This is a genomic window from Frigoribacterium sp. AP1 (assembly GCF_056680555.1).
In genome coordinates this window covers 910,685-930,321 of record NZ_CM155288.1, presented here as the reverse complement: position 1 = coordinate 930,321, position 19,637 = coordinate 910,685, and the positions used below count along the sequence as shown (strand labels likewise).

Sequence of the window (19,637 nt, the reverse complement as noted above, 5' to 3'; positions counted from 1 at the left end):
AGACGGTGCGGCCCTTCGTGGTCGGTGCGGAGGTGTCAGCCTCGGGGCTTGGGCGGCCCGGGCTTCGGGTGCGCCGGGGTGGCGCCGTCAGCCGTGGAGTCGTCGGCGGGATCGGGCTCGCCGGGCTTGGGGTGCCCGGGGATCGAGTCGCCCGAGAGGTTGAGGTCGTCGGGGTCGACCTCGATGTCGCCGCCGTCGTCCGGGCCGCCCTCACCGGGCAGGGCCTGGACGGCGTCGAGGTCGGTGTCCTCGTCGACAGCGGGGGAGTCCTCGACGGCCGACCGCTGCATCTCGGCGGTGGTCGCCTCGCTGCGCGGGAAGTCGGCCGTCGGGTCGTCGGCGTCGCGACGGTCCGGCGCGGAGTCGGCGGTTCCGGCGTAGCCGACGCCGGCCGTGGTCGTCGACTCGTCGCGCGGGGTGGTGCCGGTCTGGGTGTCGTGCTCGTCTTCGTGCATGCGGGCACGGTACGCCGTGGGGGTGCGTGCCGCATGTGCGCCGGGGCAGACTGGCGGCATGACGACCCTCATCTGCCGCGCGATCGTGTTCGACATGGACGGCACGCTCGTCGACTCGACGGCCGTCGTCGAACGCATCTGGGGCGACTTCGCCGCCGAGCACGAGCTCGACGTCGTCGAGCTGCTGGCGTTCGCGCACGGACGGCAGACCCACGACACCGTCACGCGGTTCCTGCCCGGGATGTCCGAGGTCGAGGCGCGCACGCTGACCGACGGGTTGCAGGCCGTCGAGGCCGGAACGCGGGACGGGACCGTCGAGATCCCGGGTGCGGCCGCCTTCCTGGACGGCCTGCCGAGCGACCGGGTGGCGCTGGTGACGAGCGCGAACCACGAGTTGGCACGGTCGCGGATGGCCGAGGCGGGCGTGCCCTGGCCCGCCGTCGTGCTGGCGTCCGAGCAGGTGGCCGTGGGCAAACCCGCCCCGGACGGATATCTGCTGGCTGCCGAGCTGCTCGGGGTCGACCCGGGTGAGGTCGTCGTCTTCGAGGACGCCGCGGCGGGGCTCGAGGCCGCCCGCGCCTCCGGAGCCTCGGTCGTCGTCGTCGGCGACCACGACGGGCCGGCCGCCGACGGGCTGCCGCGCGTCACCGGGTACGAGGGCGTGTCGGTCACCGTGCGGGACGACGGACTGCTCGAGCTGACGCTCCCGTAGGGGAGGGCGGGCCTGGCAGCCCTGGCGGGCCTGGCGGGCCGCAGGCGGTCAGCCGTTCAGCGGGTGTGACCCCTCGTGGTTCGTGCGGTGGGCGAGGGCGTGGGCGAACTCCCGCAGGGTCTCGTCCGACGTGTGACGCGGCGTCCAGCCGAGCACGGTGCGGGCCTTCTCGGTCGACATGACCGGGATCTTGGCGGCGATGTCGAGCCAGCCCGGTTCGGTCGGCTGCAGACGGGCCAGCCAGGTGAGCTGGACGACGGCGCGCAACAGGCGGTAGGGCACGGGCAGCAGGCGGGAGCCGAACGCCCGGGCGATGCGGTCGGGGTCGACCACGGGTTCGGCGGCGAGGTTGAACGCCCCACCGGCACGGCGGTCGATCGCCCGCCAGAACGCGTCCGCGACGTCGCTCGCGTGCACGACCTGCGACACGAAGCGCGGGGCGAGCGGCAGGAACGGGGGGCGCACGCGCTGCATCCAGCGGGTGGGCACCCAGCGGCCGGCGAAGAGGCCGACGATCTCGCTCGCGGCGGCGGCCTGGAACACGAGGCCCGGGCGCATGCGGGTCAGCGTGACCTCGGGGTGCTGCTCGGCGAAGGCGTCCATGACGCGCTCGTTGATCGACTTGTGCTTCGAGTAGCTCGAGCGGCGGACGCCCTTGGTCTTGTAGGTCTCGTCGACCCGGCGGCCCTTGGGGCCCCGCGAGTAGGCGCCGACCGACGACGCGACGAGCACGTGCGGCACACCGGCCCGGGCGGCGGCGTCGAGGACGTGCGAGGTGCCGAGGACGTTCGTGCGGTACATGACGGCCTTGCGGTGGCTCGGCTGGAGGGCCCAGCCGAGGTGCACGACGGCGTCGGCCCCCGCGAACGCGCGCTCGAGGGCGACGGGCGAGTCGTCGGCCCCGACGTCGATCGAGAACCAGGTGACCTCGCCGTAGGGCGGCGTCGCCATGCGCGGACCCCGGCGGGCGACGCCGACGAGGGACGTCACCTCGGGTTCGGCCTGCAGGCGGGTGAGCAGGGCGGTGCCCAGGTTGCCCGTGGCTCCGACGACGACCACGCGCATGGGTGTCTCACTTTCACGACTCGACGATCGGCCTCTCGCCGGCCCCGGGTGGGCGGCAGGCCTGGCCCGAGCCTACGCGCGGCCCCTGGGCGCGGGTCCGGCCCGGGTCAGGCGGCGGGGGGAGCGCCGGCCTCGGCGGCGATGCGGGCGACGGCGGCCTCGTCCAGCACGAACACCTCGTCGCCGTCGCGTGGGTCGCGGACGGGCACCGGGGTCGAGCGCACCGATCCGTCGGCCGACACCTCGACCACGGCGAACCCCGAGCCGCGCACGGCCCGTTCGGTGCCGACGGCCGCCAGCACGTCCGTGTCGTTCGCCACCCCGGGCGCGACCACCACGGGCACGCCCGCCAGGTGGCCGACGATGTGGTGGTGGTAGTGCCCGGCGAGGACGACGCGGACGTCCGATCCCTCGAGGACCGCCGCCAGCGCCTCCGGGTCCTGCAGGGCGAGCGACTCGTGCAGGGTGGTCGGCGCCGCGATCGGCGGGTGGTGCAGCACGAGCACGGTGCCACGCCCGGCGGGCGTCGCGAGCTCGTCGCGGAGCCAGGTGAGCTGCTCGGGTCGCAGCAGGCCGTAGCCGGCCCCGGGCACGGACGTGTCGAGCCCGATCACCCGCCACCCGTCGACGTCGCGCACGAGGTCGAGCGGTCGGGCCGGGTCGCCGCCGAGCACCTCGGCGAAGCCCTCGCGCACGTCGTGGTTGCCCGGCACGAGCACCACCTCGGCTCCGGCCGCGCGGGCCCAGGCGTCGGTGCGCTCGCTCAGGTGCCGGTAGGAGGCGCGGGTCCCGTCGTCCGACAGGTCGCCCGACCCCACCAGCAGTCGCACCCCCTCGACCCGCGCGGCCTCCGCCAGCACGAGGTCGAGGGCCTCGGCCGTGTCGACGACGCCCTGGTGCAGGGCTCCGTCGGCGAGCAGGTGGGCGTCGCTGAGGTGGACGATGCGGAGGGCTCCGGGCGGCAGGGCGTGCATGTCGCGACGCTACCGGGTGCGGGGTCGCAGCGGCGCGGTGCTCGGCCCGCTCGGTCGGCTCGGGCGGCCCGGGTGGCTCGGGCGGCTCGGGTGGCTCGGGCGGTCGAGTCGAACCACGGATGGGGCATCGAACCACGCAGATGGGTGGTTCGACAGCACATCGATGGTGCGACCCCGGATGTGGCGGCCGGGCTCAGCCGCGGAACTGGTCGGCGGGGGCGAGGCGGCCGTGCACGCGGCGCCCGAGCTCGGCGAACATGTCGGTGATCGTCGCCCAGTCCTCGTGGGTCGGCGACGTCGGTTCGACGAACAGGCCGTAGAAGCGTCGGCCCTTGGCGAGCGACTCGACCAGGACGGTCTCGGAGCGGTCGAAGAACTGCGTCCCGTCCTGCTTCAGGGCGGACGCCCGGACGGGTTCGCCGGTCAGGTTGCAGAAGCCGGCCGACGCCAGGGCGCGGGCGGTCTTGCGACGGGACAGCCGGGGAAGCACGGGGCTGGCCTCCGCCGCGCCCAGGACCGCACGCACGTGGGCGAACACGAGCTCCTGCTCGTGGACGGGGTGCGAGGCGGAGGTCGGCGAGGTCGTCACCTCATCACCGTGCCAGGTCGGGGCTCCCGGGGCGACGCCCAGTGCGGGGGCGGCCCCTTGGGGTGCGACCCGGACTGGGGAGCCGCCTCGGCGCACCCGGCGCCCGTCGACGGTGTAGCTCGGACCGCCCTCCGCGGTCGGTGTCGGTGTCGGCAATTCCTGGCTGGTGCGGCACCCGGGGTGCAGGGGTGGGCGTGGCGCGGGTGGTCGTCGGCACGGGGCAGGAGTTGCCGACGGGGGAGGTGCGGTTGGTGGGGCCGGCGGGTGCGGGGGCGGCGGAGTTGGGCATGGTGCGGACGGACGGTGTCGGCAATTCCTGGCTGGTGCAGCGTCGGGGTGTCGGGGTGGGCGTGGTGCGGGTGGGCGGCGGCATGAGACAGGAGTTGCCGACGGAGGATGCGAGGTGTCGGCAATTCCTGGCTGGTGCAGCGTCGGGGTGCAGGGGTGGGCGTGGCGCGGGTGGGCGGCGGCACGGGGCAGGAGTTGCCGACGGGGGTGGCTGCGGGGCGGGGCGGGGGTGTCGGGGCGCCGGGACGTGCCGGAGAATTGCCCGATGCCTCCTGCTGCTCCCCTCGACGGCCGCGACCTCGACGACTCGGCCCGGTGCCCCTGCCTCAGCGGCGAGACCTACGGTTCGTGCTGCGGACCGCTGCACCGGGGCACGACGCCCGCCCCGACGGCGGAACGGTTGATGCGCTCGCGGTACTCGGCGTTCGCGCTCGCTCGTGCCTCCTACCTGCTCGAGACCTGGCATCCGACGACGCGCCCGGCGACGCTCGAGGTCGACCCGGCCACGCGATGGTTCCGGCTCGACGTCGTGCGGACGCAGGCGGGCGGGCCGTTCGACGCCGAGGGGACGGTCGAGTTCGAGGCGCACTTCCGGGACTCCGAGGGAGTGGGGTCCCAGCGCGAGGTCAGTCGCTTCGTCAGGGTCGACCGGCGGTGGCTCTACGTCGACGGTGTCGCGGGCTGACGAGCACCGAACCGAGCCGGCGGGCACCGAGCCGAGCCGGCGGGCACCGAACCGAGCCGGCGGGCACCGAACCGAACCGGCGGGCACCGAACCGAACGGGCGGGCACCGAACCGAGCCGGCGGGCACCGAGCCGAGCCGGCAAGGGTCGACGCGAGCACACGGCGTCGGCATCGGGCGTCACGAAGAGGACGGCGGGTCCGTCGGACCCGGCATCCTCTCCGTGACGCCGCCGGGCCGCAGGGAGAGCTTCACGGGCAGGGACCCACGGTCCGGACGACACCGATGCAGGGCTCTCGCCCTCCATCTCGACGAACGCTAGGCCGGACGAGGTGGTGCGGTTCAGACGTGGACGCTCCTCACAGGGACGGGCGACGGACCCGTGTTTCGGGGGACAGGACGGGTGATCCACGGTCGAGCGCACGACCGGTCCCGCCGTCACGGCGCACCGCGTCGGGCCGCGACCGCCTCGAGTGCCCGGACCACCTCGCCGACGGCCCGCTGCGCCCGCACGACGCCGACCGGTCCGCCGAGCACCGAGAGGGCCGGGTCGTGCACGACCCGCGCCACGAGCCGCCCCCGGTCGTCGACGAACCACTGCACGCCGAGGGTCAGCAACTGCGCCCGCCCGGCGAAGGCGCGCAGCGCGAGGGTGGACGCCAGCGTGCCCCGAACGGCCCGGGTGCTGCCGTCGGGCGCGAGCGAGAGGGCGAAGCCGTGATCGATCAGGGTCTGCTCGACGAGCTGCCGCGACTCGTCGTGCGGGCCCTCGAGGAAGACGTCGTGCGTGCTCGCCACCGGCGCGGCGTGGCGGTCAGCGCAGCGGCGCGAGCATCTCGAGCTCCTGCGCCGTGGGGTCGAGGGCGTAGGCGTTGGTGTGGCCGGTCGGCTCGTACCCGCGTCGGCGGTAGAACGCGATGGCCCGCTCGTTCTGCTCGTGGACGTGCAGCCGCAGGACGTCGCCCTCGGTCGCGGCCCAGGCCTCGACACCCTCGAGCAGCAGGTCGGTGACGCCGGCCGAGCGCCCCCGATGGGTCGGGGCGACGTAGACGCCCACCAGCAGAGGCTGCCCCGGTGCCTGGAGGAAGCCGCCCATGGCGCCGACCCAGTCACCCGTCTCGTCGTCGATCGCGATCAGCGAGGTGCCGTGCTCGGCCTCGCCCCGGGCCGCGCGCATCCGCCATTCGGCCTCGGCGTGGCGGCGGGCCACGGCGAGGGTCTCGCCGTAGGCGATCGGGGTGTCGGCCAGCATCGCGAGGCGCAGGTCGCGGACGTGCTGCCAGTCGTCGGCGGTCGTGCGGCGGACGGTCACGGGTCGTGCGGGCATGCCGCCACCCTGCCACACGGGGCGGGACGAGGCGGGGGCAGGAGGCGCGGGTCGCGTCACCGTGCAGGGTCGCGCCCCGAGGGCGTGACGGCAGGAGGCGCGGGTCGCGTCACCGCGCAGGGTCGCGCCCCGGGGGCGTCACGTCAGGAGGCGCGGCGCGCGTCCCGGCCGACCCTCGCCACGGGCGCGGGGCCGAGCCGCTGCTCGGGGCGGGCCGGTGAGATCAGCGTCGCGCGCCTCCCGCGGTCGTCCGGCTCGGTGTCGACGCCGAGCACCTGCAGGCGCTCGGGCGTGCGGGCGCGGAGCACCGCCGTCCAGGCGCAGACCAGCGCGTCGAGCAGGTCCTCGCGGTGCTTGTAGGCCCGGTCCACCAGCGGCGACGGCTCGTCGAGCAGTGCCGCCGACACCGGATGCGAGTCGAGGCGCAGGGGCACCTCGGCCCCCGCCAGCGCGGCCAACCGACGGAGCAGCTCGTCGCAGGCCGTCGCGCGGGCCTCGCGCCGCGCCTCCTTCGGCAGGGTGAGGTCGGGTCGCTTGTAGCGGGGGCGCTTGTCGTCGTAGCCGAGCTCGGTCATCCCGACCAGCGTCGTGTACGGGTAGCACTCGAAGTGGCCGACCGCCTCGACCGGCAAGGGCAGCACGCCGTCGTCGTACACGCCGCCGGCACGCTCGAGGCGCTCGCCGAGGGTGCGTCCGCCGAGCCAGGGCAAGGAGGCGCTGCTCGCGTTGGCCGAGACGTGCCAGCGACCGTAGGCGCGCGCCACGAGCCGTTCGCTCGCCCGCATGCCCGTGGCGTTCGGCACGAGCACGGGGGCATCGATCGCGACGACGGAACCGGGCGTCGACCAGTGCGACACCCAGGCCTCGACCTCGTCGACCCCGCGGGCCCAGCCGGCGTCGAGCACCGTGCCGTCGGCGTCGATCACGGCCAGGCCGGTCTCGTTCGCGGGACGCTCGGGCGTCGAGTCACGCCAGGCGAGGTCGACGCCGAGGTAGCGGGGCGCGGTCGGCGTCGCGGTGGCGGGCGGGGTCACCGGTCGACCGTACCCGCGCGGTCGCTCGGTCCGACCCCGTCGCCGTCACCTGGCGCCTGCCGTCTCGCGCCCGTCGCGTGCGCCGGACGATACTGTCCCCATGCCCACGAGCACCCGCACCCCGGCCGAACTGCGCCGCTGGCGGCGCTACCTCGCCGACGAACGCGCCGAGGAGTCGACCTACCGCGACCTCGCCCGCCGCCGCGACGGCGAGGAGCGTGCGATCCTGCTCGCGCTGGCCGACGCCGAGGGCCGTCACGCGCAGCACTGGGTCGACCTGCTCGGCGACGACGTCGGACGCCCGGCCCGCACCGACCTGCGCACCCGCGTGCTCGGGGTGCTCGCCCGCCGTTTCGGCTCGATCTTCGTGCTCGCGCTGGTGCAGAGCGCCGAGGCGCGGTCGCCCTACGCGACCGACGCCGACGCCACCGACGCGATGGCCGCCGACGAACGCATCCACGGCGAGGTCGTGCGCGGCCTCGCCGAGCGGGGTCGCAACCGCCTGTCGGGGTCGTTCCGGGCCGCCGTGTTCGGGGCGAACGACGGGCTCGTCAGCAATCTGGCGCTCGTGCTCGGCATCAGCGCGTCCGGCGTCACGAACCACGTCGTGCTGCTCACCGGGCTCTCGGGCCTGCTCGCCGGGGCCCTGTCGATGGGTGCGGGCGAGTACGTCTCGGTGCGGTCGCAACGCGAACTGCTCGACGCCTCCACCCCCGACCCGACGGCGCGACAGGTGCTGCCCGACCTCGACGTCGACGCGAACGAGCTGGCGCTCGTCTACCGGGCGCGGGGCATGTCGCCGGACGAGGCCGAGGCCCACGCGCGGCAGGTGCTCGCAGGCGTGGGGCGAGGTGCCTCGTCGCCGAGCGCGCCTCCTGCGGGGGCCGCGCCGGGCGCCGCCACGGCCGGCTGGGCGGACGCCCCGGACCAGGAGGCGCGCTCGGCCGACGAACCCGCCACCCATGAGACCCTCGGCACGGCCTTCGGCGCTGCCGCCTCGAGCTTCTGCTTCTTCGCGTCCGGGGCCGTCATCGCCGTCCTTCCCTACCTGTTCGGGCTGTCCGGGCTCGCGGCCGTCGTCGTGGCGTCCGCCCTGGTCGGCGTCGCCCTGCTCGGCACGGGCGCCGTGGTCGGGCTGCTGTCGGGGGCGAGCCCGGTCAAGCGGGCACTGCGCCAGCTCGGCATCGGGTTCGGGGCGGCCGCCGTGACGTACCTGCTCGGGCTGCTGTTCGGGACGGGGGCCGCGGGCTGAGCCGGGCGCGGCGGGCCGAGCCGGTCGCCGCAGGCTGAGCCCGGGCTGCACGCCGAGCCGGTCGGTCAGGTCGAGGCGTCAGGCCTTGCGGTCGAGCTTCCACGCGATCCAGCACGTGACGAGCACCACACCGGCCGCGGCGAGACGGGCACCCATCAGCACCCCTTGACCGGTCGACGTCGTGAGGCTCATGTCGGAGCCGATGCCGATGCTCCAGATCGCACCGGACAGGGTGAGGCAGACGACGAGCGCGAGGCCGAGCACCACCGAGGTCGCTCCGTGTGACCGCGGGCCGACGTCGTCGCGGCCGCGAGGGTCGCGCGAGAGGCGGGCCGCGCCGATGCGCACGAGGCCGAGCCAGAGCAGGGCCACGGCGCAGGCGCCGACGACGTCGCTGCAGCGGTGCCAGCCGAAGGCGACGGTCTGCTCGGCGACGACGGCCGCGAAGGCCGCGCCGATCATGTAGAACAGCGGCCGGGCGTGCCGACCGAAGGTGGTCATGATCGCCAGCACGGCGGCGACGGCGACCGTGACGTGCCCGCTGGGAAAGCTGTTGCCGTAGAGCTCGCCGGTGAGTTCGGGACGGGGCGCGAGCTGCTTGAGCACCTGCGTGGTGACCGTGGCGCCGACGATCAGCACGCCCGCCTGGACGGCCGAGCCGGGCCGGCGGCGGAGGAACGCGACCACCATCGTGAGGGCGACGACCAGCAGCACGGCCGGGGGAGAGATGGCGTCGAGCGCGACCCCGGACTGCAGCAGGGTGGTGCCGTCGACCGAGCGGAGGATGCTGTCTTCCATGGACTGGCCCGCCTCGGTGAGGACGGCGATCGTGTACACGCCCGCCAGCACGACGAGCGACGCCGACGAGGCGACCACCCAGCGACCCGTGACCCGGCGGCGGACGGCCGGGGTCGTCGAGAGGGTGGGGTGAGCAGTCACCGGATGAGCTAACTACACGTCGCCTGGAAACCGGCTCGGTCCGACCTGCCGATGCGCCGGGGTCGACGGGACTCACAGCGGGGGTGCAGGTGATCGGCCGCCGGGTGGGCGTCGACGCTCCATCAGCCGCCAGGCGCCGCCGGTGAGCGGGGCGAGGGTGACGGTCGTGTAGACGACGGCGACGATGCCGAACGCGACCGCCAGCCCGATCGTGTCGGCGGCGACCCCACCGAGCAGGGCGCCGATCGGGATGCCGGCCCAGGCTCCGGCGGTGACCAGCCCGAAGACCCGTCCGCGCAGGTGTTCGGGGGTGCGCTCGAGCTGCACCGTCCCGAGGATCGGATTGAGGGCGCCGGCGGCCAGTCCCGAGAGCGCCGTCGCGGCGACCAGCACCGGGAGCGGGGCCCCGAGGGCGAACGCCAGGCTCGACGGCCCACCGGCGAGGGTGAAGCAGACGACGAAGGTGACGCGGCGGGGAACCCGGTGGGCGACGAAGCCGAAGGCGACGTTGCCGGCGAGGGCGCACCCGCCCATGGTGGCGACGAGGAGGCCCAGGGCGGCCGCGCCTCCCAGTCGGTCGTTCGCGTAGAGGGGCAGCAGGGTCGACCCGCGGGCGGCGTCGAGCAGGTTCGTGACCAGCACGAGCGCGACGATCAGCCGCATCAGGGGATCGCGGACGACGAACCGGGCACCCTCGGCGAGGTCGGCCCGGTAGGAGGCGCGGGTCGGCCCGGTCGCGTCGCTCGGCTCGGTCGGGTGGTCGTCCCTCGGATTCGCTGATCCGGTCCGTACCGGATCGTCTGCCGGGGAAGTCGCGAGAGGAGAGCCGGGTGATCCGGTCCGTACCGGATCGGGCGCGGGGACGAGCGCCCAGGTCAGCGTGGCCGAGACGGCGAAGGTGGCGGCGTTGACGAACAGCGACGCGATCGGCCCCACGGCGGCGACGAGCAGGCCCGCGATCGAAGCCCCGACGAGCTTGGCGAAGCGCTCGGACCCGTCGATCGACCCCACGCTGCGTTCGATGCGCACCCCGGCCCGCTCGGTCAGCCCGGGCAGCATCACCCGGCGCGCCACCTGCCCGGGGCTGTCGAGCAGCCCGCCCACGAACACCAGCGCGAGCAGGGCCCAGAACGGCAGCCCGACGGTGAGGGCGAGCACGGGCATCGCGAGGACGGAGGCGCCGCTCACCAGGTCGGCGACGATCGCCGCCCGCCGGTGCCCGACCCGGTCGACGACGACGCCGCCGAGCGGTCCGCCGATGATCACCGGGGCCGTCGCGAAGGCGGCCGCGAGCCCGACCTCGGCCCCCGACCCGCCGAGACCCAGGACGTAGAAGGGCACGGCGAACGCCGTCACGACGTTGCCGGTCTGCGAGATCGCGTGGGCCGCGACCAAGGACGACAGGGCCACGCGGGCGGGGCGACCGGGGCGACCGGGGCGCCCGCTGCGGGGCCGGTCGGCGCGGCCGAGGTGAGGGGCGCTGTCGGTGACCCGCGCCTCCTCGGCTCGTCCGTTCTCGGTCACGACGGTCCTCAGGGGCGGCGGTAGGCCTGGTAGACGAGGGCGACCGATTCGGCGCCGTCGTCGGTCGCCGGGCCGTGGGCGGCGCTGATGTCGAGCCAGCGGTCGACGACGGCCTCGAGGTCGCGGCGGAGTGCCGCCAGTTCGGTCGCCGTGAGGCGCAGGCTGCGGTCGCCGCTCGCACCGGCCGCGACCCACTCGCGGGGCAGGGTGGGCATCGCGTCGACGTACTCGCCGAAGCGCGCTGCGTAGGCCTGGCCGATCGACTTCTCCAGGGCGGACGACGCGACGAGGCGGTCGGGGTCGTCGAGCAGCTCGGCGGGCTCCCAACTGGTGAGCTGGGCGGTGGCCTGCCACCAGCGTTCACGACGGTCGGTGGTCTGCGGCTCGGCCGGGCCGATGAGGTCGATCGAGGCGAGTTTCGACAGGTGGTAGCTGATCGTCCCCGGCGCCTCGTCGACGGCGTCGCCGAGCTGGGCGGCCGTCTGCGGACCGCGTTCGCGCAGCAGACCGAGGAGGCGCAACCGCGTCGGGTGGGCGAGCACGCGCATCGAGGCGGCGTCGGTGAGGGTGCTGCGGGATGTCTCACGCGGGGGCATGGGGTCGACACTAGGTGCACAAGAGGTGTTGCGCAAGAGACGTTGTGGGTTTTTTGTCTTAGGCCGTGGCCGTGCTGACGATCCGTGCTCTCGGCTCGTGCGGGGACGAGCGGTTCGACCGGTCGAGCCGTGAGTGTGGTGGGTGTCGCGGGCGGGGTTCGGAGCGGCGGCGCATGCTGGACGACGACCGCCGGACGGCCCGGCTCGCAGGAGGAACCCGATGACGAAGACCCCGGACGACCCGCACGGCACCGACGAGACCGAACTCGAGCGCAGCGGCAACAGCAGCGGCGAGGGTCACGGCGACCACACCGTCGGCGAGCGGGACGACCGCCCCGTCGAGATCACCAGCGAGAACCACCCCGACGGCGGCACCGGCTCCCGCATGCTCGACGACGGACCGGCCGACGACGCCGTCCCCACCCGCCAGCCCGGCCAGGCCGAGGCCGGCCAGGTCGACGAGCTGATCGGCGACTACAAGGGCGACGGCGAAGGCAAACACACCTACTGACACGACCCGAGGAGGCGCGGGTCGGCTCGATTCGCGCCCCGCGCCTCCCTCGTGTAGTGTTTCCTCTGGCCAATCGGCCAGAGAAACGCGCCTGTAGCTCAACGGATAGAGCATCTGACTACGGATCAGAAGGTTGGGGGTTCGAGTCCCTCCAGGCGCACGCGACTCGAGAGCCCCTGCCCTACACGGCAGGGGCTTTTCTCGTCTTCGGTGCTTGTCTGGCCGCCTCCGGCGGCGTGCGCCTTCGGCGCGAACTCGCACGGGACGAGGCTTGGCGCTTCGCGTTGCGCCCGTCCGGCCCCGGCCGTCGAGTGGGCAGAAGATGTCCTTCCCGGCGAGATGAAGGACGTCTTCTGGCCACTCGACCGGCGGTGCGGGCGAGCAGACGCTCCGGGTCAGGGGGACGAGGCGAGGGCTGCGAGCTCGGTGCGGCTGCGGGCCCCGAGCTTGCGCAACAGGTTCGAGACGTGGAACTTCACGGTGTTGTCGCTGATGCCGAGCGCTGCCGCGATGTCACGGTTGCGATCGCCGGCCGCCACCCGGTGCAGCACCTCGCGTTCGCGCTCGCTCAGGGCGGCGACCAGCTCCCACGGCTCGTTCGACGGCGGCGGGTCGAGCGGCAGACGCACCGTCAACTCCGAGCCCCACCCCACCGTCGACGCCACCGTCAGCTCGCCCCCGACCCCCGAGACCTGCTCGGTGATCGGCCGCAGGGCGTCGTCGTGTGCCGTCAGTTCGCCCGCGCCGTCGTCCCGGATCGCGATCAGCAGGTTCAGGCCGTCGCAGTCCCACTGGATGCGCACCCGACGCGCGTCGCCCGCGTCCACGAAGGTGAGCACGGCGTTCCGGACGACGGCCCGGGCCACGTGCGCCACGTCACCCGGCAGGGCCCGGCCCGTCGCCGGCGGCTCGACGAACTGGACGTCGAGGTCGCCGAAGCGGACGAGCGGGCGCAGGTCCGACCGGAGGCGCGCGAAGGCCCCGACGACCGGCTCGAGCGTCGTGCCCCGGTCGCGGTCGGAACCGGTCCGCAGGGCGACCAGGGCACTCGCGGCGACGTCGATGGCCTCGGCCCGCGCCGCCCGGTCGTCGAGGCGTCGCGAGCGCAGGGCGGCCAGGACGGACTCGAGCGTCATCGCGTGCCGGTCGACCAGGTCGGCGGTCGCCCGCGCGTGCTCGGACGCCAGCGTCCGGGCGAGGGCGTCGGAACCGGCTCGGGTGGGGCCGTCGTGCAGGGTGCGACTCATGGGCCCACCCTAGGCGTCCACCTACCCGGCGCCACCGTCCCTACCCGAACGGGTGGGTGGGACGCCCCCGTCGAGGGGCTGTCCTCACAGCATCGTCGGACCAGGATCGAAGGCAACGGGATCGACGACGTACCCAGAGGCCCGATCGGGCCCCGTCGCCCCCACGAGGAGCACCACATGAAGCTGCAGTTCGCCATGGACACCCTGACCACCGACGCCGCCCTCGAGCTGGCCGCCGCCGCCGCGCCGAGCGTCGACATCATCGAGCTCGGCACGCCCCTGATCAAGGCCGAGGGCTTCCGCGCCATCACCGCCATCAAGGAGGCGCACCCCGACAAGATCGTCTTCGCCGACCTCAAGACGATGGACGCCGGCGAGCTCGAGGCGGGCGAGGCGTTCAAGGCCGGTGCCGACCTGGTGACCGTGCTCGGCGTCGCCGGTGACAGCACCATCGCCGGTGCCGTCAAGGCCGCCAAGGCCCACGGCAAGGGCATCGTCGTCGACCTCATCGGCGTCGGCGACAAGGCCGCCCGCGCCAAGGAGGTCGTCGCGCTCGGTGCCGAGTTCGTCGAGATGCACGCCGGGCTCGACGAGCAGGCCGAAGAGGGCTTCACGTTCGAGAAGCTGCTGGAGGCCGGCAAGGCGTCGGGTGTGCCGTTCTCGGTCGCCGGTGGCGTCAAGGCCGCCACCGTCGGCTCGGTCCAGGACGCCGGAGCCGATGTCGCCGTCGCCGGTGCCGCGATCTACTCGGCCGACGACGTCGCCGGTGCCGCCGCCGAGATCCGCGCCGCCATCAAGTAGCAGCAGACGCACCACACGCAACAGCTCACGAGAGAGCTGTGACGCGCAGGAGGCGCGGTGTCGGTCGGACCGGCACCGCGCCTCCTCGTCGTCCATCCGTCAGCGGGGCGTGTCGACCAGGCGGGCCGAGACCGACACCACGACCTCGTCGCCCGCGAGGCCGGAGGCGGCCAGGCGTCCACGCAGCACATCGGCCGCTCGGGCCAGTGTCTCGGGCGTCGGGGAGTCCAGCGCGGTCGCCACGTGGGCGGTGACGGACACCGACCCGGGCGCGCGCGAGATCTCGACGAGGCCGGTCGAACCCGCGAGGTCGAGTCCCGCCGCGACGACGCGGACGGCGCCCTCGACGATCGGGTGTGCGTCGAACACGTCCACGACGCCCCCGACGCCGCGCAGCGCCTCGGTCAGGTCACGGGAGAGCGCGTCGTCGCTCATCGGTCGTCCTCCCTCGCCACGAAGACGTCGTCGACGAGCACGTCGACCCGCGTCACGGTCAGCCCGGTGTGCCGGGTCAGCGCCTCGGTGATGCGGGTGCGCAGCTCGTCCGCCACGGCGCCGAGGTCGAGACCGTACCTGGCCGCGGCCGTGACGCGCACGACCACGTCCGCCCCGGCGGTCGTCAGGTCACCCTCGAAGGCCGTCGAACCGAGCACGACGCCGGGCTGCTCGTCACCCGCCCGGCGCACCAGTCCGCGTGCCGCGGCCTCGGTGACGCTCAACCGCACCGCGGGGTCGGGGTGGCTCACCGGGATCTCGCGTCCGCCGACGACCTCGCGTCGGATCGAGTCGAGGAGGCCGTCGATCCAGGCGCCGTCGCGGTCGGGCTCCCGGGTGGCCCGGTCCTCGAGGGAGGCGCGGGACAGCTCGTGCACCCGGGCCAGCGACTGCAGGTAGAGCCGGCAGGCGGCGGACCCCTCGATGACCGGGTCGCGGGGCGTGCGCCCGGCGTCGAGGTAGTCGACGAGGCGGTCGACCGGGATGCCGTCGACCGTGTCGTCGGTCTCGGGCACGTCGAGGGGGGAGTGGTCGTCGATGCTCATCGCCACGCCTCCATCTCGGTGATCAGGAACGCCCGGGCCCGCGCGATCTTGCCCCGGACCGTCGAGACGGGCAGGTCGAGGGCCTCGGCGATGTCCGCGTACGAGTAGTCGGCGGTCTCTCGCAACAGCCAACACCGTCGCTGGTCGAGGGGGAGCTTGTCGAGTGCCGACCACATGGCGTCGAGCTGCAGCCGGGCCTCGACCACGCGCTCGGGCGTCTCGTGCCGCGGGGCCGACACCTCGAGCCGGTCGACGTCGTCGTGGTCGCGCCGGACCCGCAGACGGTCGACCGCCTTGTTGCTGACGATGCGCATCAGCCAGTTGCGGACCCGGGACGGGTCGTCGAGGTCGGCCAGGCGCCGCCAGGCGGTGAGGAACGCGTCCTGCACCACGTCGTCCGACTCGAGGTCGGAGCCCAGCAGGCGCGCGGCGTACACCCGCATCAGCGGTCCGTGACGACGGGCGATGACCTCGTAGGCGTGCACGTCGCCGTCGCGCGCCCGGACGGCCAACGTCGCGTCCGCGGCGTCGAGGAGGGGGTCGTCGGTGGTGATGACGACCTCCTGGGATCGGACGGGGCGGGACCTGGTGCACGGGCCGGGTGGCCCGCACTGCGCCTCCTTGACTACCACCCCGTGCCCGGATCGGGGGACGTGATGGCCGAAAAGTGAGTGGTCCCGGATCGCTCGCTGAGAGCTGGCTGATGCACCGTGACATGCCGCGTGACCGATGCGTCTGAATGATGTGACCCGCTTGACGGGCACTCGGACACCGGCCGGTCGAGACCCGGCCCCAGAGCAAGGAGAAACCATGAGCAACGTGACCCCCGCCACCAGCACCAGCACCGCTGCCGCGAAGAACACCTCGTCGGCCGCCGCCGGCAAGAACACCATCGCCGAGGGCGTCGTCTCGAAGGTCGCCGGCATCGCGGCCCGCGAGGTGCGCGGCGTGCACGACCTGGGCAACGGCGCCGCTCGTGCCATCGGCGCGATCCGCAACGTGATCAACCAGCAGGACCGCGGCCAGGGCGTCTCGGTCGAGGTCGGCGAGAAGCAGGTCGCCGCCGACATCGTCATCGTCGCCGAGTACCCCGTCGAGCTGCAGAAGGTCGCCGACGACGTCCGCAAGTCCGTCACCGACGCCATCTCGCAGGTCGTCGGCATGGAGGTCACCGAGGTCAACGTCACCGTCTCGGACGTGTACATCCCCTCCGAGGACGACAACAAGGACGACACCGACGACAGCCGCGTCAAGTGACCGCCACGACCACCGGCATGCTCGTCGGCGCCGTCCTGGCGCTGACCGCCCTGGCCTTCGGCTTCTGGGCCTTCGTGTTCGTCGCGATCGCCATGGCGATCGGGTTCGGTGTCGGCCGCGTCGTCGAGGGCAAGCTCGACATCCGTGGCCTCGCCGACGCACTCCGCGGGCGGCGGTCGTCGTGACCGCGGCGGTGACGGCCGACCAGGCCCTCCACGGCCGGAACAAGATCACGTCACGTGCCGTGCGTCGGGTCGTCTCGGCCGTCACCGCGGAGGCCCTCGAGGTCTCCGCGTCGAAGGTGTCGGTCGAGCTGGCCGACCACGACGGCGCTCTCAGCGTGATCGCCAAGACCCCCATCCGGGTCTCGCCCCTGGGCGTCTCCGAACGTCGTTCGGGCACCCTGCTGGACCGCCTCACGACGGCCCAGTCCACCATCCGTGACCGCGTGCTGCAGCTGACCGGGTCGAGCATCGACAAGGTCGACCTGCAGATCACGGGCGCCGACATCCGAGAGAGGAAGCGCGTCGCATGAGCACCGCATCGCTCTACAAGCGCATCGTGCGCCGCGAGACGCACTCGTCCCGGGCCGGCATCGCCATCACGCTCGCCGTGCTGCTGATCGTCGCCCTGGCGTGGATCGGCACCGAGGCGGTCCTCGCCGCCGTCGGGACGGCTCCGCTGCTCCTCGCGCCGACCGACCTCGTCGGTTCGACCCTGGACGCCGCGAGCGCGCCCGTCGGCGTCCTGACCGCCGTCGCGATCGTCGTCGCGCTGATCGGGCTCGTCCTGATCGTCGTGTCGATCGCCCCGGGCCGTCGTGGCCGCCGTGGCGGCACGGCGGAGCGCACCGTGGCCGTGGTCGACGACCGGGTCATCGCCCGCTCGCTGGCCCGCACCGCGAGCTACGCGGGTGACGTCGACCCCTCACAGGTCAGCGTCAGCGTCGGAAAGCGCAGCGCCCTGATCGAGGTCACCCGCACCTCCGGCCGTCAGACCGACGTCCGCAGCATCGACGAGGCCGTCCGTGACGAACTGGACGCCTACGACTTCAGCCCGGCCCTGCGTCACAAGGTCAAGCTGTCCGAGAAAGGAACGGTCGGCTCATGAACAGCACCAATCGCGCTCTGAACCGCATCGTCGTCTTCGTCATCGGTCTCGTGCTCCTGCTCGCCGGTGGAGCGGTGGCCGTCGGCGCCCTCTGGCCCGACGTCCAGCAGACCGTCTCGCAGGGTGCCTCCGACGTGAAGGGCCCGACCACCGACGCCCTCACCGAGCAGCCGTGGATCCTCTGGGTCGTCGCGGCGGCCAGCCTCGTGCTGATCGTCCTGCTCGCCTGGTTCGCCCTGCGACAGGGGCACGGCCAGACCGGCACGCTGCTCACCGTCGACGAGGGTTCGCGTCGTGACCAGACCACCGGTGGTCGCCTGGTGATCGACGCGAAGGTCGCCGAGCAGGTCCTCGAGGAGGCGCTGGCCGACACCCCGGGCATCGTCTCCGTGGACGTCACCGCCTTCCGCGTCAAGCGCGAGTCGGTCCTGCGCGTCACCGCGAACGCCCGCCGGGGCGTCTCGCCGACGGACATCCGTCGGAGCATCGACCAGGCCGTCGCCCACTGGGACGGCGTCCTCGGCACCGAGACTCCCGTCGTGATCCAGATCAACGGCGGACTCCGCAGCCAGATGTCGTCGGCCACGCGACTCGACTGACGCCCGTCGCCCCACCGCGCGGACGGCCCTCGCCCTCGACCGAGGACGGGGGCCGTCCGTCGCACCACCCACGTTCCACGATGAAAGGCCGGTCTCATGAACGAGTCCACCCACCACGTCACCCCCATCGACATCGACGCCGCGGCGTCCACCCGGGCCAGCTCGCCCGAGGAGGTCCTCGAGCACACGATCGGCGTCACCGTCCTCGGCGTCTCGGGTGTCCACGCCCTCGGCAGCGCACCCCAGCGGCTGGCCGGTGCCCTGCGCACGGCGATCGGCACGGGCTCCGTCCCGGGCGTCCGCGCCGGCACCACCGACGAGGGGCTCGTGGTCGACATCGCCGTCGTGGCCGAGTACCCCACCAACGTCACCACGCTCGCCGACACCGTCCGCACGCAGGTCCAGCACGCCGTCGGGCAGCTCGACGGCGAGGAGGTCACGGTCAACGTGACCGTCACGGACGTTCACGGTCCGTTCGACTCCGACGAGGACGCCGCCGACAAGGTGAACGCCGCGGCGGACAAGGCGAAGCAGGCCGTCTCGGACGCCGGCGACCGGGCGAAGGAGGCCGGCGAGAAGACGAAGGCCGCCGCCGGCGAGGCGCGCGACCGCGCCGGGGCCGCCGCGAGCGACCTGTCCGACAAGGCTCGGGCCGCGGCGGACGACCTGTCCGACAAGGCCCGCGAGTTGGGCGACAAGGCCGGCGAGGTCGCCGAGCAGGCGAATGCCACCGCGGCCGAGGTCGGCGAGAAGGCGGCCGACGAGGCCGACCACGTCGCCGACGAGGCACGCGACGTGGCCGACCGGGCGAAGGACGCCGCTGCCGACGCCCGCGACTCCGCGACGGATCGCCGTGAGGGCGCCCGCGAGACGACCGCCGACGCCACCGACGCCGCGCTCGACAAGACGTCCGAGGTCGTCGCCGGTGCCCGTGAGAAGGCTGCCGACGCCGTGGACGGCGTGGCCGACGCGGTGGACGAGAACCGGGCCTCGGACGGCGACGCCACCCGCGCCTCCTCGGGCGACGGCCGCCACGCCGACGGCGCCGACGGCACCGACGTGACCGTGACGGTCGACGGCGGCACGGTGACCGTCGAGGTCGACTCCGACAGCGACGCGCAGGTCGTCGTCGACGGCGACGACGTCGCGACGACGGAGAAGTGATGTTCGGGCGGCGCACCACGACGACGACCCGACGCCCCCGGCCGCGGGCCGTCTGGGCCGCCCTGGTGACCTCGGTCGTGATCTGCGTGCTGATCGTCGTCGGCGTGCTGCTGCCCGTCCTCACCCTGATCGGTGCGGCGGACGGCGGCACGGCCGGCGCCCTCGACGTGCCCGTCGGTTCGATCGCCGCGGCGATCGCCATCGGTTACGTCCTGGCCCTGGTGTTGCTGCTGCTCGTCGTGAAGGTGCGCAACGGCGCCCTGGCTTGGGTGCTCGGGGTGGCGGCCGTGATCTCGACGCTCGTCGTGTCGCTGTGGCCCCTCGTGGCCGTCGCGCTCGCCGGCGTCGACCAGGTGCAGGACCTGATCCCGTTCATCCAGGACCTGATCGCCCGGTTCTGGCCCGGCAACTGACCGGCCCCGAGGTGGACCGACCCGTCTAGGCTGAGGCGGTCGTCGGAAGGGGTCCGG

The 19,637-nt window shown here is 73.9% G+C and carries 26 protein-coding genes and 1 tRNA gene; 13 read left to right on the top strand and 14 right to left on the bottom strand.

The annotated features are described in order from the left end of the window. Nucleotides 1-35: 35 nt before the first annotated feature. Nucleotides 36-455 carry a hypothetical protein gene (locus tag AC1MBW_RS04500; RefSeq protein WP_480025599.1) on the bottom strand — a complete coding sequence of 140 codons (420 nt, stop codon included), beginning with the start codon at nucleotides 453-455 and terminating at the stop codon, nucleotides 36-38. A gap of 58 nt (nucleotides 456-513) precedes the next feature. On the opposite strand from AC1MBW_RS04500, the gene AC1MBW_RS04495 reads away from it, so the two are divergent. Next, nucleotides 514-1,167 (top strand): HAD-IA family hydrolase, encoded by a 654-nt coding sequence (locus tag AC1MBW_RS04495; protein WP_480025598.1) that lies wholly within the window; start codon nucleotides 514-516, stop codon nucleotides 1,165-1,167. 48 nt (nucleotides 1,168-1,215) lie between these two features. Here AC1MBW_RS04495 and AC1MBW_RS04490 read toward each other — a convergent pair whose 3' ends face one another. From AC1MBW_RS04490 to AC1MBW_RS04480, 3 genes are all read right to left on the bottom strand, one after another. Further along, nucleotides 1,216-2,232, bottom strand: a complete 1,017-nt coding sequence (locus AC1MBW_RS04490) for an NAD-dependent epimerase/dehydratase family protein (protein ID WP_480025597.1) — start codon at nucleotides 2,230-2,232, stop codon at nucleotides 1,216-1,218. Between the two features lie 107 nt (nucleotides 2,233-2,339). Beyond that, nucleotides 2,340-3,206, bottom strand: a complete 867-nt coding sequence (locus AC1MBW_RS04485) for a metallophosphoesterase family protein (protein ID WP_480025596.1) — start codon at nucleotides 3,204-3,206, stop codon at nucleotides 2,340-2,342. A gap of 193 nt (nucleotides 3,207-3,399) precedes the next feature. After that, nucleotides 3,400-3,795 carry a hypothetical protein gene (locus tag AC1MBW_RS04480; protein ID WP_480025595.1) on the bottom strand — a complete coding sequence of 132 codons (396 nt, stop codon included), beginning with the start codon at nucleotides 3,793-3,795 and terminating at the stop codon, nucleotides 3,400-3,402. 553 nt (nucleotides 3,796-4,348) lie between these two features. Between AC1MBW_RS04480 and AC1MBW_RS04475 the strand changes: the two genes are divergently transcribed. Then, entirely contained in the window at nucleotides 4,349-4,768 is a 420-nt protein-coding gene (locus AC1MBW_RS04475; RefSeq protein ID WP_054144839.1) for a YchJ family protein, read from the top strand. Between the two features lie 436 nt (nucleotides 4,769-5,204). On the opposite strand, the gene AC1MBW_RS04470 is transcribed toward AC1MBW_RS04475, so the two are convergent. The 3 genes from AC1MBW_RS04470 to AC1MBW_RS04460 all read right to left on the bottom strand — a co-directional run bounded on the left by AC1MBW_RS04470 (nucleotide 5,205) and on the right by AC1MBW_RS04460 (nucleotide 7,127). Then, the gene (locus AC1MBW_RS04470; protein ID WP_480025594.1) at nucleotides 5,205-5,564 is read right to left on the bottom strand and encodes a hypothetical protein; all 360 of its coding nucleotides are present in this window, start codon (nucleotides 5,562-5,564) and stop codon (nucleotides 5,205-5,207) included. Between the two features lie 16 nt (nucleotides 5,565-5,580). Next, nucleotides 5,581-6,093: a GNAT family N-acetyltransferase gene (locus tag AC1MBW_RS04465; RefSeq protein ID WP_480025593.1), complete on the bottom strand. Its 513-nt coding sequence runs from the start codon at nucleotides 6,091-6,093 to the stop codon at nucleotides 5,581-5,583. Between the two features lie 143 nt (nucleotides 6,094-6,236). Next, nucleotides 6,237-7,127, bottom strand: a complete 891-nt coding sequence (locus AC1MBW_RS04460; RefSeq protein ID WP_480025592.1) for a DUF429 domain-containing protein — start codon at nucleotides 7,125-7,127, stop codon at nucleotides 6,237-6,239. A 100-nt stretch (nucleotides 7,128-7,227) separates the two neighbouring features. Here AC1MBW_RS04460 and AC1MBW_RS04455 point away from each other — a divergent pair, with 100 nt between their 5' ends. Then, nucleotides 7,228-8,379 (top strand): VIT1/CCC1 transporter family protein, encoded by a 1,152-nt coding sequence (locus AC1MBW_RS04455; protein WP_480025591.1) that lies wholly within the window; start codon nucleotides 7,228-7,230, stop codon nucleotides 8,377-8,379. Between the two features lie 78 nt (nucleotides 8,380-8,457). Here the strand turns inward: AC1MBW_RS04455 and AC1MBW_RS04450 are convergent, their stop codons facing one another. The 3 genes from AC1MBW_RS04450 to AC1MBW_RS04440 form a co-directional block, all read right to left on the bottom strand. Further along, a complete protein-coding gene (locus AC1MBW_RS04450; RefSeq protein WP_480025590.1) occupies nucleotides 8,458-9,318 on the bottom strand; it encodes a phosphatase PAP2 family protein in 861 nt (286 codons plus the stop codon). 72 nt (nucleotides 9,319-9,390) lie between these two features. Continuing rightward, complete coding sequence (locus tag AC1MBW_RS04445; protein WP_480025589.1) at nucleotides 9,391-10,842, bottom strand: MFS transporter; 1,452 nt, start codon at nucleotides 10,840-10,842, stop codon at nucleotides 9,391-9,393. 8 nt (nucleotides 10,843-10,850) lie between these two features. After that, the gene (locus AC1MBW_RS04440; protein ID WP_480025588.1) at nucleotides 10,851-11,438 is read right to left on the bottom strand and encodes a helix-turn-helix domain-containing protein; all 588 of its coding nucleotides are present in this window, start codon (nucleotides 11,436-11,438) and stop codon (nucleotides 10,851-10,853) included. A gap of 220 nt (nucleotides 11,439-11,658) precedes the next feature. Between AC1MBW_RS04440 and AC1MBW_RS04435 the strand changes: the two genes are divergently transcribed. Then, nucleotides 11,659-11,949 (top strand): hypothetical protein, encoded by a 291-nt coding sequence (locus tag AC1MBW_RS04435; protein ID WP_480025587.1) that lies wholly within the window; start codon nucleotides 11,659-11,661, stop codon nucleotides 11,947-11,949. A gap of 87 nt (nucleotides 11,950-12,036) precedes the next feature. Further along, a tRNA-Arg gene (locus AC1MBW_RS04430) sits at nucleotides 12,037-12,109 on the top strand. A gap of 235 nt (nucleotides 12,110-12,344) precedes the next feature. Here the strand turns inward: AC1MBW_RS04430 and AC1MBW_RS04425 are convergent. After that, nucleotides 12,345-13,196, bottom strand: a complete 852-nt coding sequence (locus AC1MBW_RS04425) for a helix-turn-helix transcriptional regulator (RefSeq protein WP_480025586.1) — start codon at nucleotides 13,194-13,196, stop codon at nucleotides 12,345-12,347. A 177-nt stretch (nucleotides 13,197-13,373) separates the two neighbouring features. On the opposite strand from AC1MBW_RS04425, the gene hxlA reads away from it, so the two are divergent. Beyond that, complete coding sequence (gene hxlA, locus AC1MBW_RS04420) at nucleotides 13,374-13,997, top strand: 3-hexulose-6-phosphate synthase (RefSeq protein ID WP_043597635.1); 624 nt, start codon at nucleotides 13,374-13,376, stop codon at nucleotides 13,995-13,997. A gap of 99 nt (nucleotides 13,998-14,096) precedes the next feature. Here the strand turns inward: hxlA and AC1MBW_RS04415 are convergent, their stop codons facing one another. The 3 genes from AC1MBW_RS04415 to AC1MBW_RS04405 are packed head-to-tail and all read right to left on the bottom strand — an operon-like array spanning nucleotide 14,097 to nucleotide 15,549. Further along, the gene (locus tag AC1MBW_RS04415) at nucleotides 14,097-14,432 is read right to left on the bottom strand and encodes a hypothetical protein (protein WP_480025585.1); all 336 of its coding nucleotides are present in this window, start codon (nucleotides 14,430-14,432) and stop codon (nucleotides 14,097-14,099) included. After that, nucleotides 14,429-15,037, bottom strand: coding sequence for an Asp23/Gls24 family envelope stress response protein (locus tag AC1MBW_RS04410; protein WP_152970058.1), 609 nt, complete (start codon nucleotides 15,035-15,037; stop codon nucleotides 14,429-14,431). Before AC1MBW_RS04410 ends, AC1MBW_RS04415 begins: the two co-directional genes overlap by 4 nt. Then, nucleotides 15,034-15,549, bottom strand: coding sequence for an RNA polymerase sigma factor (locus tag AC1MBW_RS04405; protein WP_143048620.1), 516 nt, complete (start codon nucleotides 15,547-15,549; stop codon nucleotides 15,034-15,036). Before AC1MBW_RS04405 ends, AC1MBW_RS04410 begins: the two co-directional genes overlap by 4 nt. Before the next feature lie 298 nt (nucleotides 15,550-15,847). On the opposite strand from AC1MBW_RS04405, the gene AC1MBW_RS04400 reads away from it, so the two are divergent. The 7 genes from AC1MBW_RS04400 (at nucleotide 15,848) to AC1MBW_RS04370 (ending at nucleotide 19,580) form a co-directional block, all read left to right on the top strand. Beyond that, the gene (locus AC1MBW_RS04400; protein WP_054144849.1) at nucleotides 15,848-16,294 is read left to right on the top strand and encodes an Asp23/Gls24 family envelope stress response protein; all 447 of its coding nucleotides are present in this window, start codon (nucleotides 15,848-15,850) and stop codon (nucleotides 16,292-16,294) included. Continuing rightward, nucleotides 16,291-16,479 (top strand): DUF2273 domain-containing protein, encoded by a 189-nt coding sequence (locus AC1MBW_RS04395; protein ID WP_054144850.1) that lies wholly within the window; start codon nucleotides 16,291-16,293, stop codon nucleotides 16,477-16,479. The genes AC1MBW_RS04400 and AC1MBW_RS04395 overlap by 4 nt, the downstream gene beginning before the upstream one ends. After that, nucleotides 16,476-16,829: a hypothetical protein gene (locus tag AC1MBW_RS04390; protein WP_054144851.1), complete on the top strand. Its 354-nt coding sequence runs from the start codon at nucleotides 16,476-16,478 to the stop codon at nucleotides 16,827-16,829. Before AC1MBW_RS04395 ends, AC1MBW_RS04390 begins: the two co-directional genes overlap by 4 nt. Beyond that, a complete protein-coding gene (locus tag AC1MBW_RS04385; RefSeq protein WP_054144852.1) occupies nucleotides 16,826-17,404 on the top strand; it encodes a DUF6286 domain-containing protein in 579 nt (192 codons plus the stop codon). Before AC1MBW_RS04390 ends, AC1MBW_RS04385 begins: the two co-directional genes overlap by 4 nt. Continuing rightward, on the top strand, nucleotides 17,401-18,003 hold the full coding sequence (locus tag AC1MBW_RS04380) for an Asp23/Gls24 family envelope stress response protein (protein WP_054144853.1): 603 nt from the start codon (nucleotides 17,401-17,403) through the stop codon (nucleotides 18,001-18,003). Before AC1MBW_RS04385 ends, AC1MBW_RS04380 begins: the two co-directional genes overlap by 4 nt. 96 nt (nucleotides 18,004-18,099) lie before the next feature. Next, on the top strand, nucleotides 18,100-19,167 hold the full coding sequence (locus AC1MBW_RS04375) for an Asp23/Gls24 family envelope stress response protein (protein WP_054144854.1): 1,068 nt from the start codon (nucleotides 18,100-18,102) through the stop codon (nucleotides 19,165-19,167). Beyond that, a complete protein-coding gene (locus AC1MBW_RS04370) occupies nucleotides 19,167-19,580 on the top strand; it encodes a hypothetical protein (protein WP_480026073.1) in 414 nt (137 codons plus the stop codon). Before AC1MBW_RS04375 ends, AC1MBW_RS04370 begins: the two co-directional genes overlap by 1 nt. The last annotated feature ends 57 nt before the right edge of the window (nucleotides 19,581-19,637 follow it).

Excerpts from the sequence above, each read along its gene's own strand:
- AC1MBW_RS04500 (WP_480025599.1), bottom strand. The coding sequence starts at position 455 with ATGCACGAAGACGAGCACGACACCCAGACCGGCACCACCCCGCGCGAC.
- AC1MBW_RS04495 (WP_480025598.1), top strand. The coding sequence starts at position 514 with ATGACGACCCTCATCTGCCGCGCGATCGTGTTCGACATGGACGGCACG.
- AC1MBW_RS04490 (WP_480025597.1), bottom strand. The coding sequence starts at position 2,232 with ATGCGCGTGGTCGTCGTCGGAGCCACGGGCAACCTGGGCACCGCCCTG.
- AC1MBW_RS04485 (WP_480025596.1), bottom strand. The coding sequence starts at position 3,206 with ATGCACGCCCTGCCGCCCGGAGCCCTCCGCATCGTCCACCTCAGCGAC.
- AC1MBW_RS04475 (WP_054144839.1), top strand. The coding sequence starts at position 4,349 with ATGCCTCCTGCTGCTCCCCTCGACGGCCGCGACCTCGACGACTCGGCC.
- AC1MBW_RS04465 (WP_480025593.1), bottom strand. The coding sequence starts at position 6,093 with ATGCCCGCACGACCCGTGACCGTCCGCCGCACGACCGCCGACGACTGG.
- AC1MBW_RS04455 (WP_480025591.1), top strand. The coding sequence starts at position 7,228 with ATGCCCACGAGCACCCGCACCCCGGCCGAACTGCGCCGCTGGCGGCGC.
- AC1MBW_RS04440 (WP_480025588.1), bottom strand. The coding sequence starts at position 11,438 with ATGCCCCCGCGTGAGACATCCCGCAGCACCCTCACCGACGCCGCCTCG.
- AC1MBW_RS04435 (WP_480025587.1), top strand. The coding sequence starts at position 11,659 with ATGACGAAGACCCCGGACGACCCGCACGGCACCGACGAGACCGAACTC.
- AC1MBW_RS04425 (WP_480025586.1), bottom strand. The coding sequence starts at position 13,196 with ATGAGTCGCACCCTGCACGACGGCCCCACCCGAGCCGGTTCCGACGCC.
- hxlA (WP_043597635.1), top strand. The coding sequence starts at position 13,374 with ATGAAGCTGCAGTTCGCCATGGACACCCTGACCACCGACGCCGCCCTC.
- AC1MBW_RS04415 (WP_480025585.1), bottom strand. The coding sequence starts at position 14,432 with ATGAGCGACGACGCGCTCTCCCGTGACCTGACCGAGGCGCTGCGCGGC.
- AC1MBW_RS04410 (WP_152970058.1), bottom strand. The coding sequence starts at position 15,037 with ATGAGCATCGACGACCACTCCCCCCTCGACGTGCCCGAGACCGACGAC.
- AC1MBW_RS04400 (WP_054144849.1), top strand. The coding sequence starts at position 15,848 with ATGAGCAACGTGACCCCCGCCACCAGCACCAGCACCGCTGCCGCGAAG.
- AC1MBW_RS04385 (WP_054144852.1), top strand. The coding sequence starts at position 16,826 with ATGAGCACCGCATCGCTCTACAAGCGCATCGTGCGCCGCGAGACGCAC.
- AC1MBW_RS04380 (WP_054144853.1), top strand. The coding sequence starts at position 17,401 with ATGAACAGCACCAATCGCGCTCTGAACCGCATCGTCGTCTTCGTCATC.
- AC1MBW_RS04375 (WP_054144854.1), top strand. The coding sequence starts at position 18,100 with ATGAACGAGTCCACCCACCACGTCACCCCCATCGACATCGACGCCGCG.
- AC1MBW_RS04370 (WP_480026073.1), top strand. The coding sequence starts at position 19,167 with ATGTTCGGGCGGCGCACCACGACGACGACCCGACGCCCCCGGCCGCGG.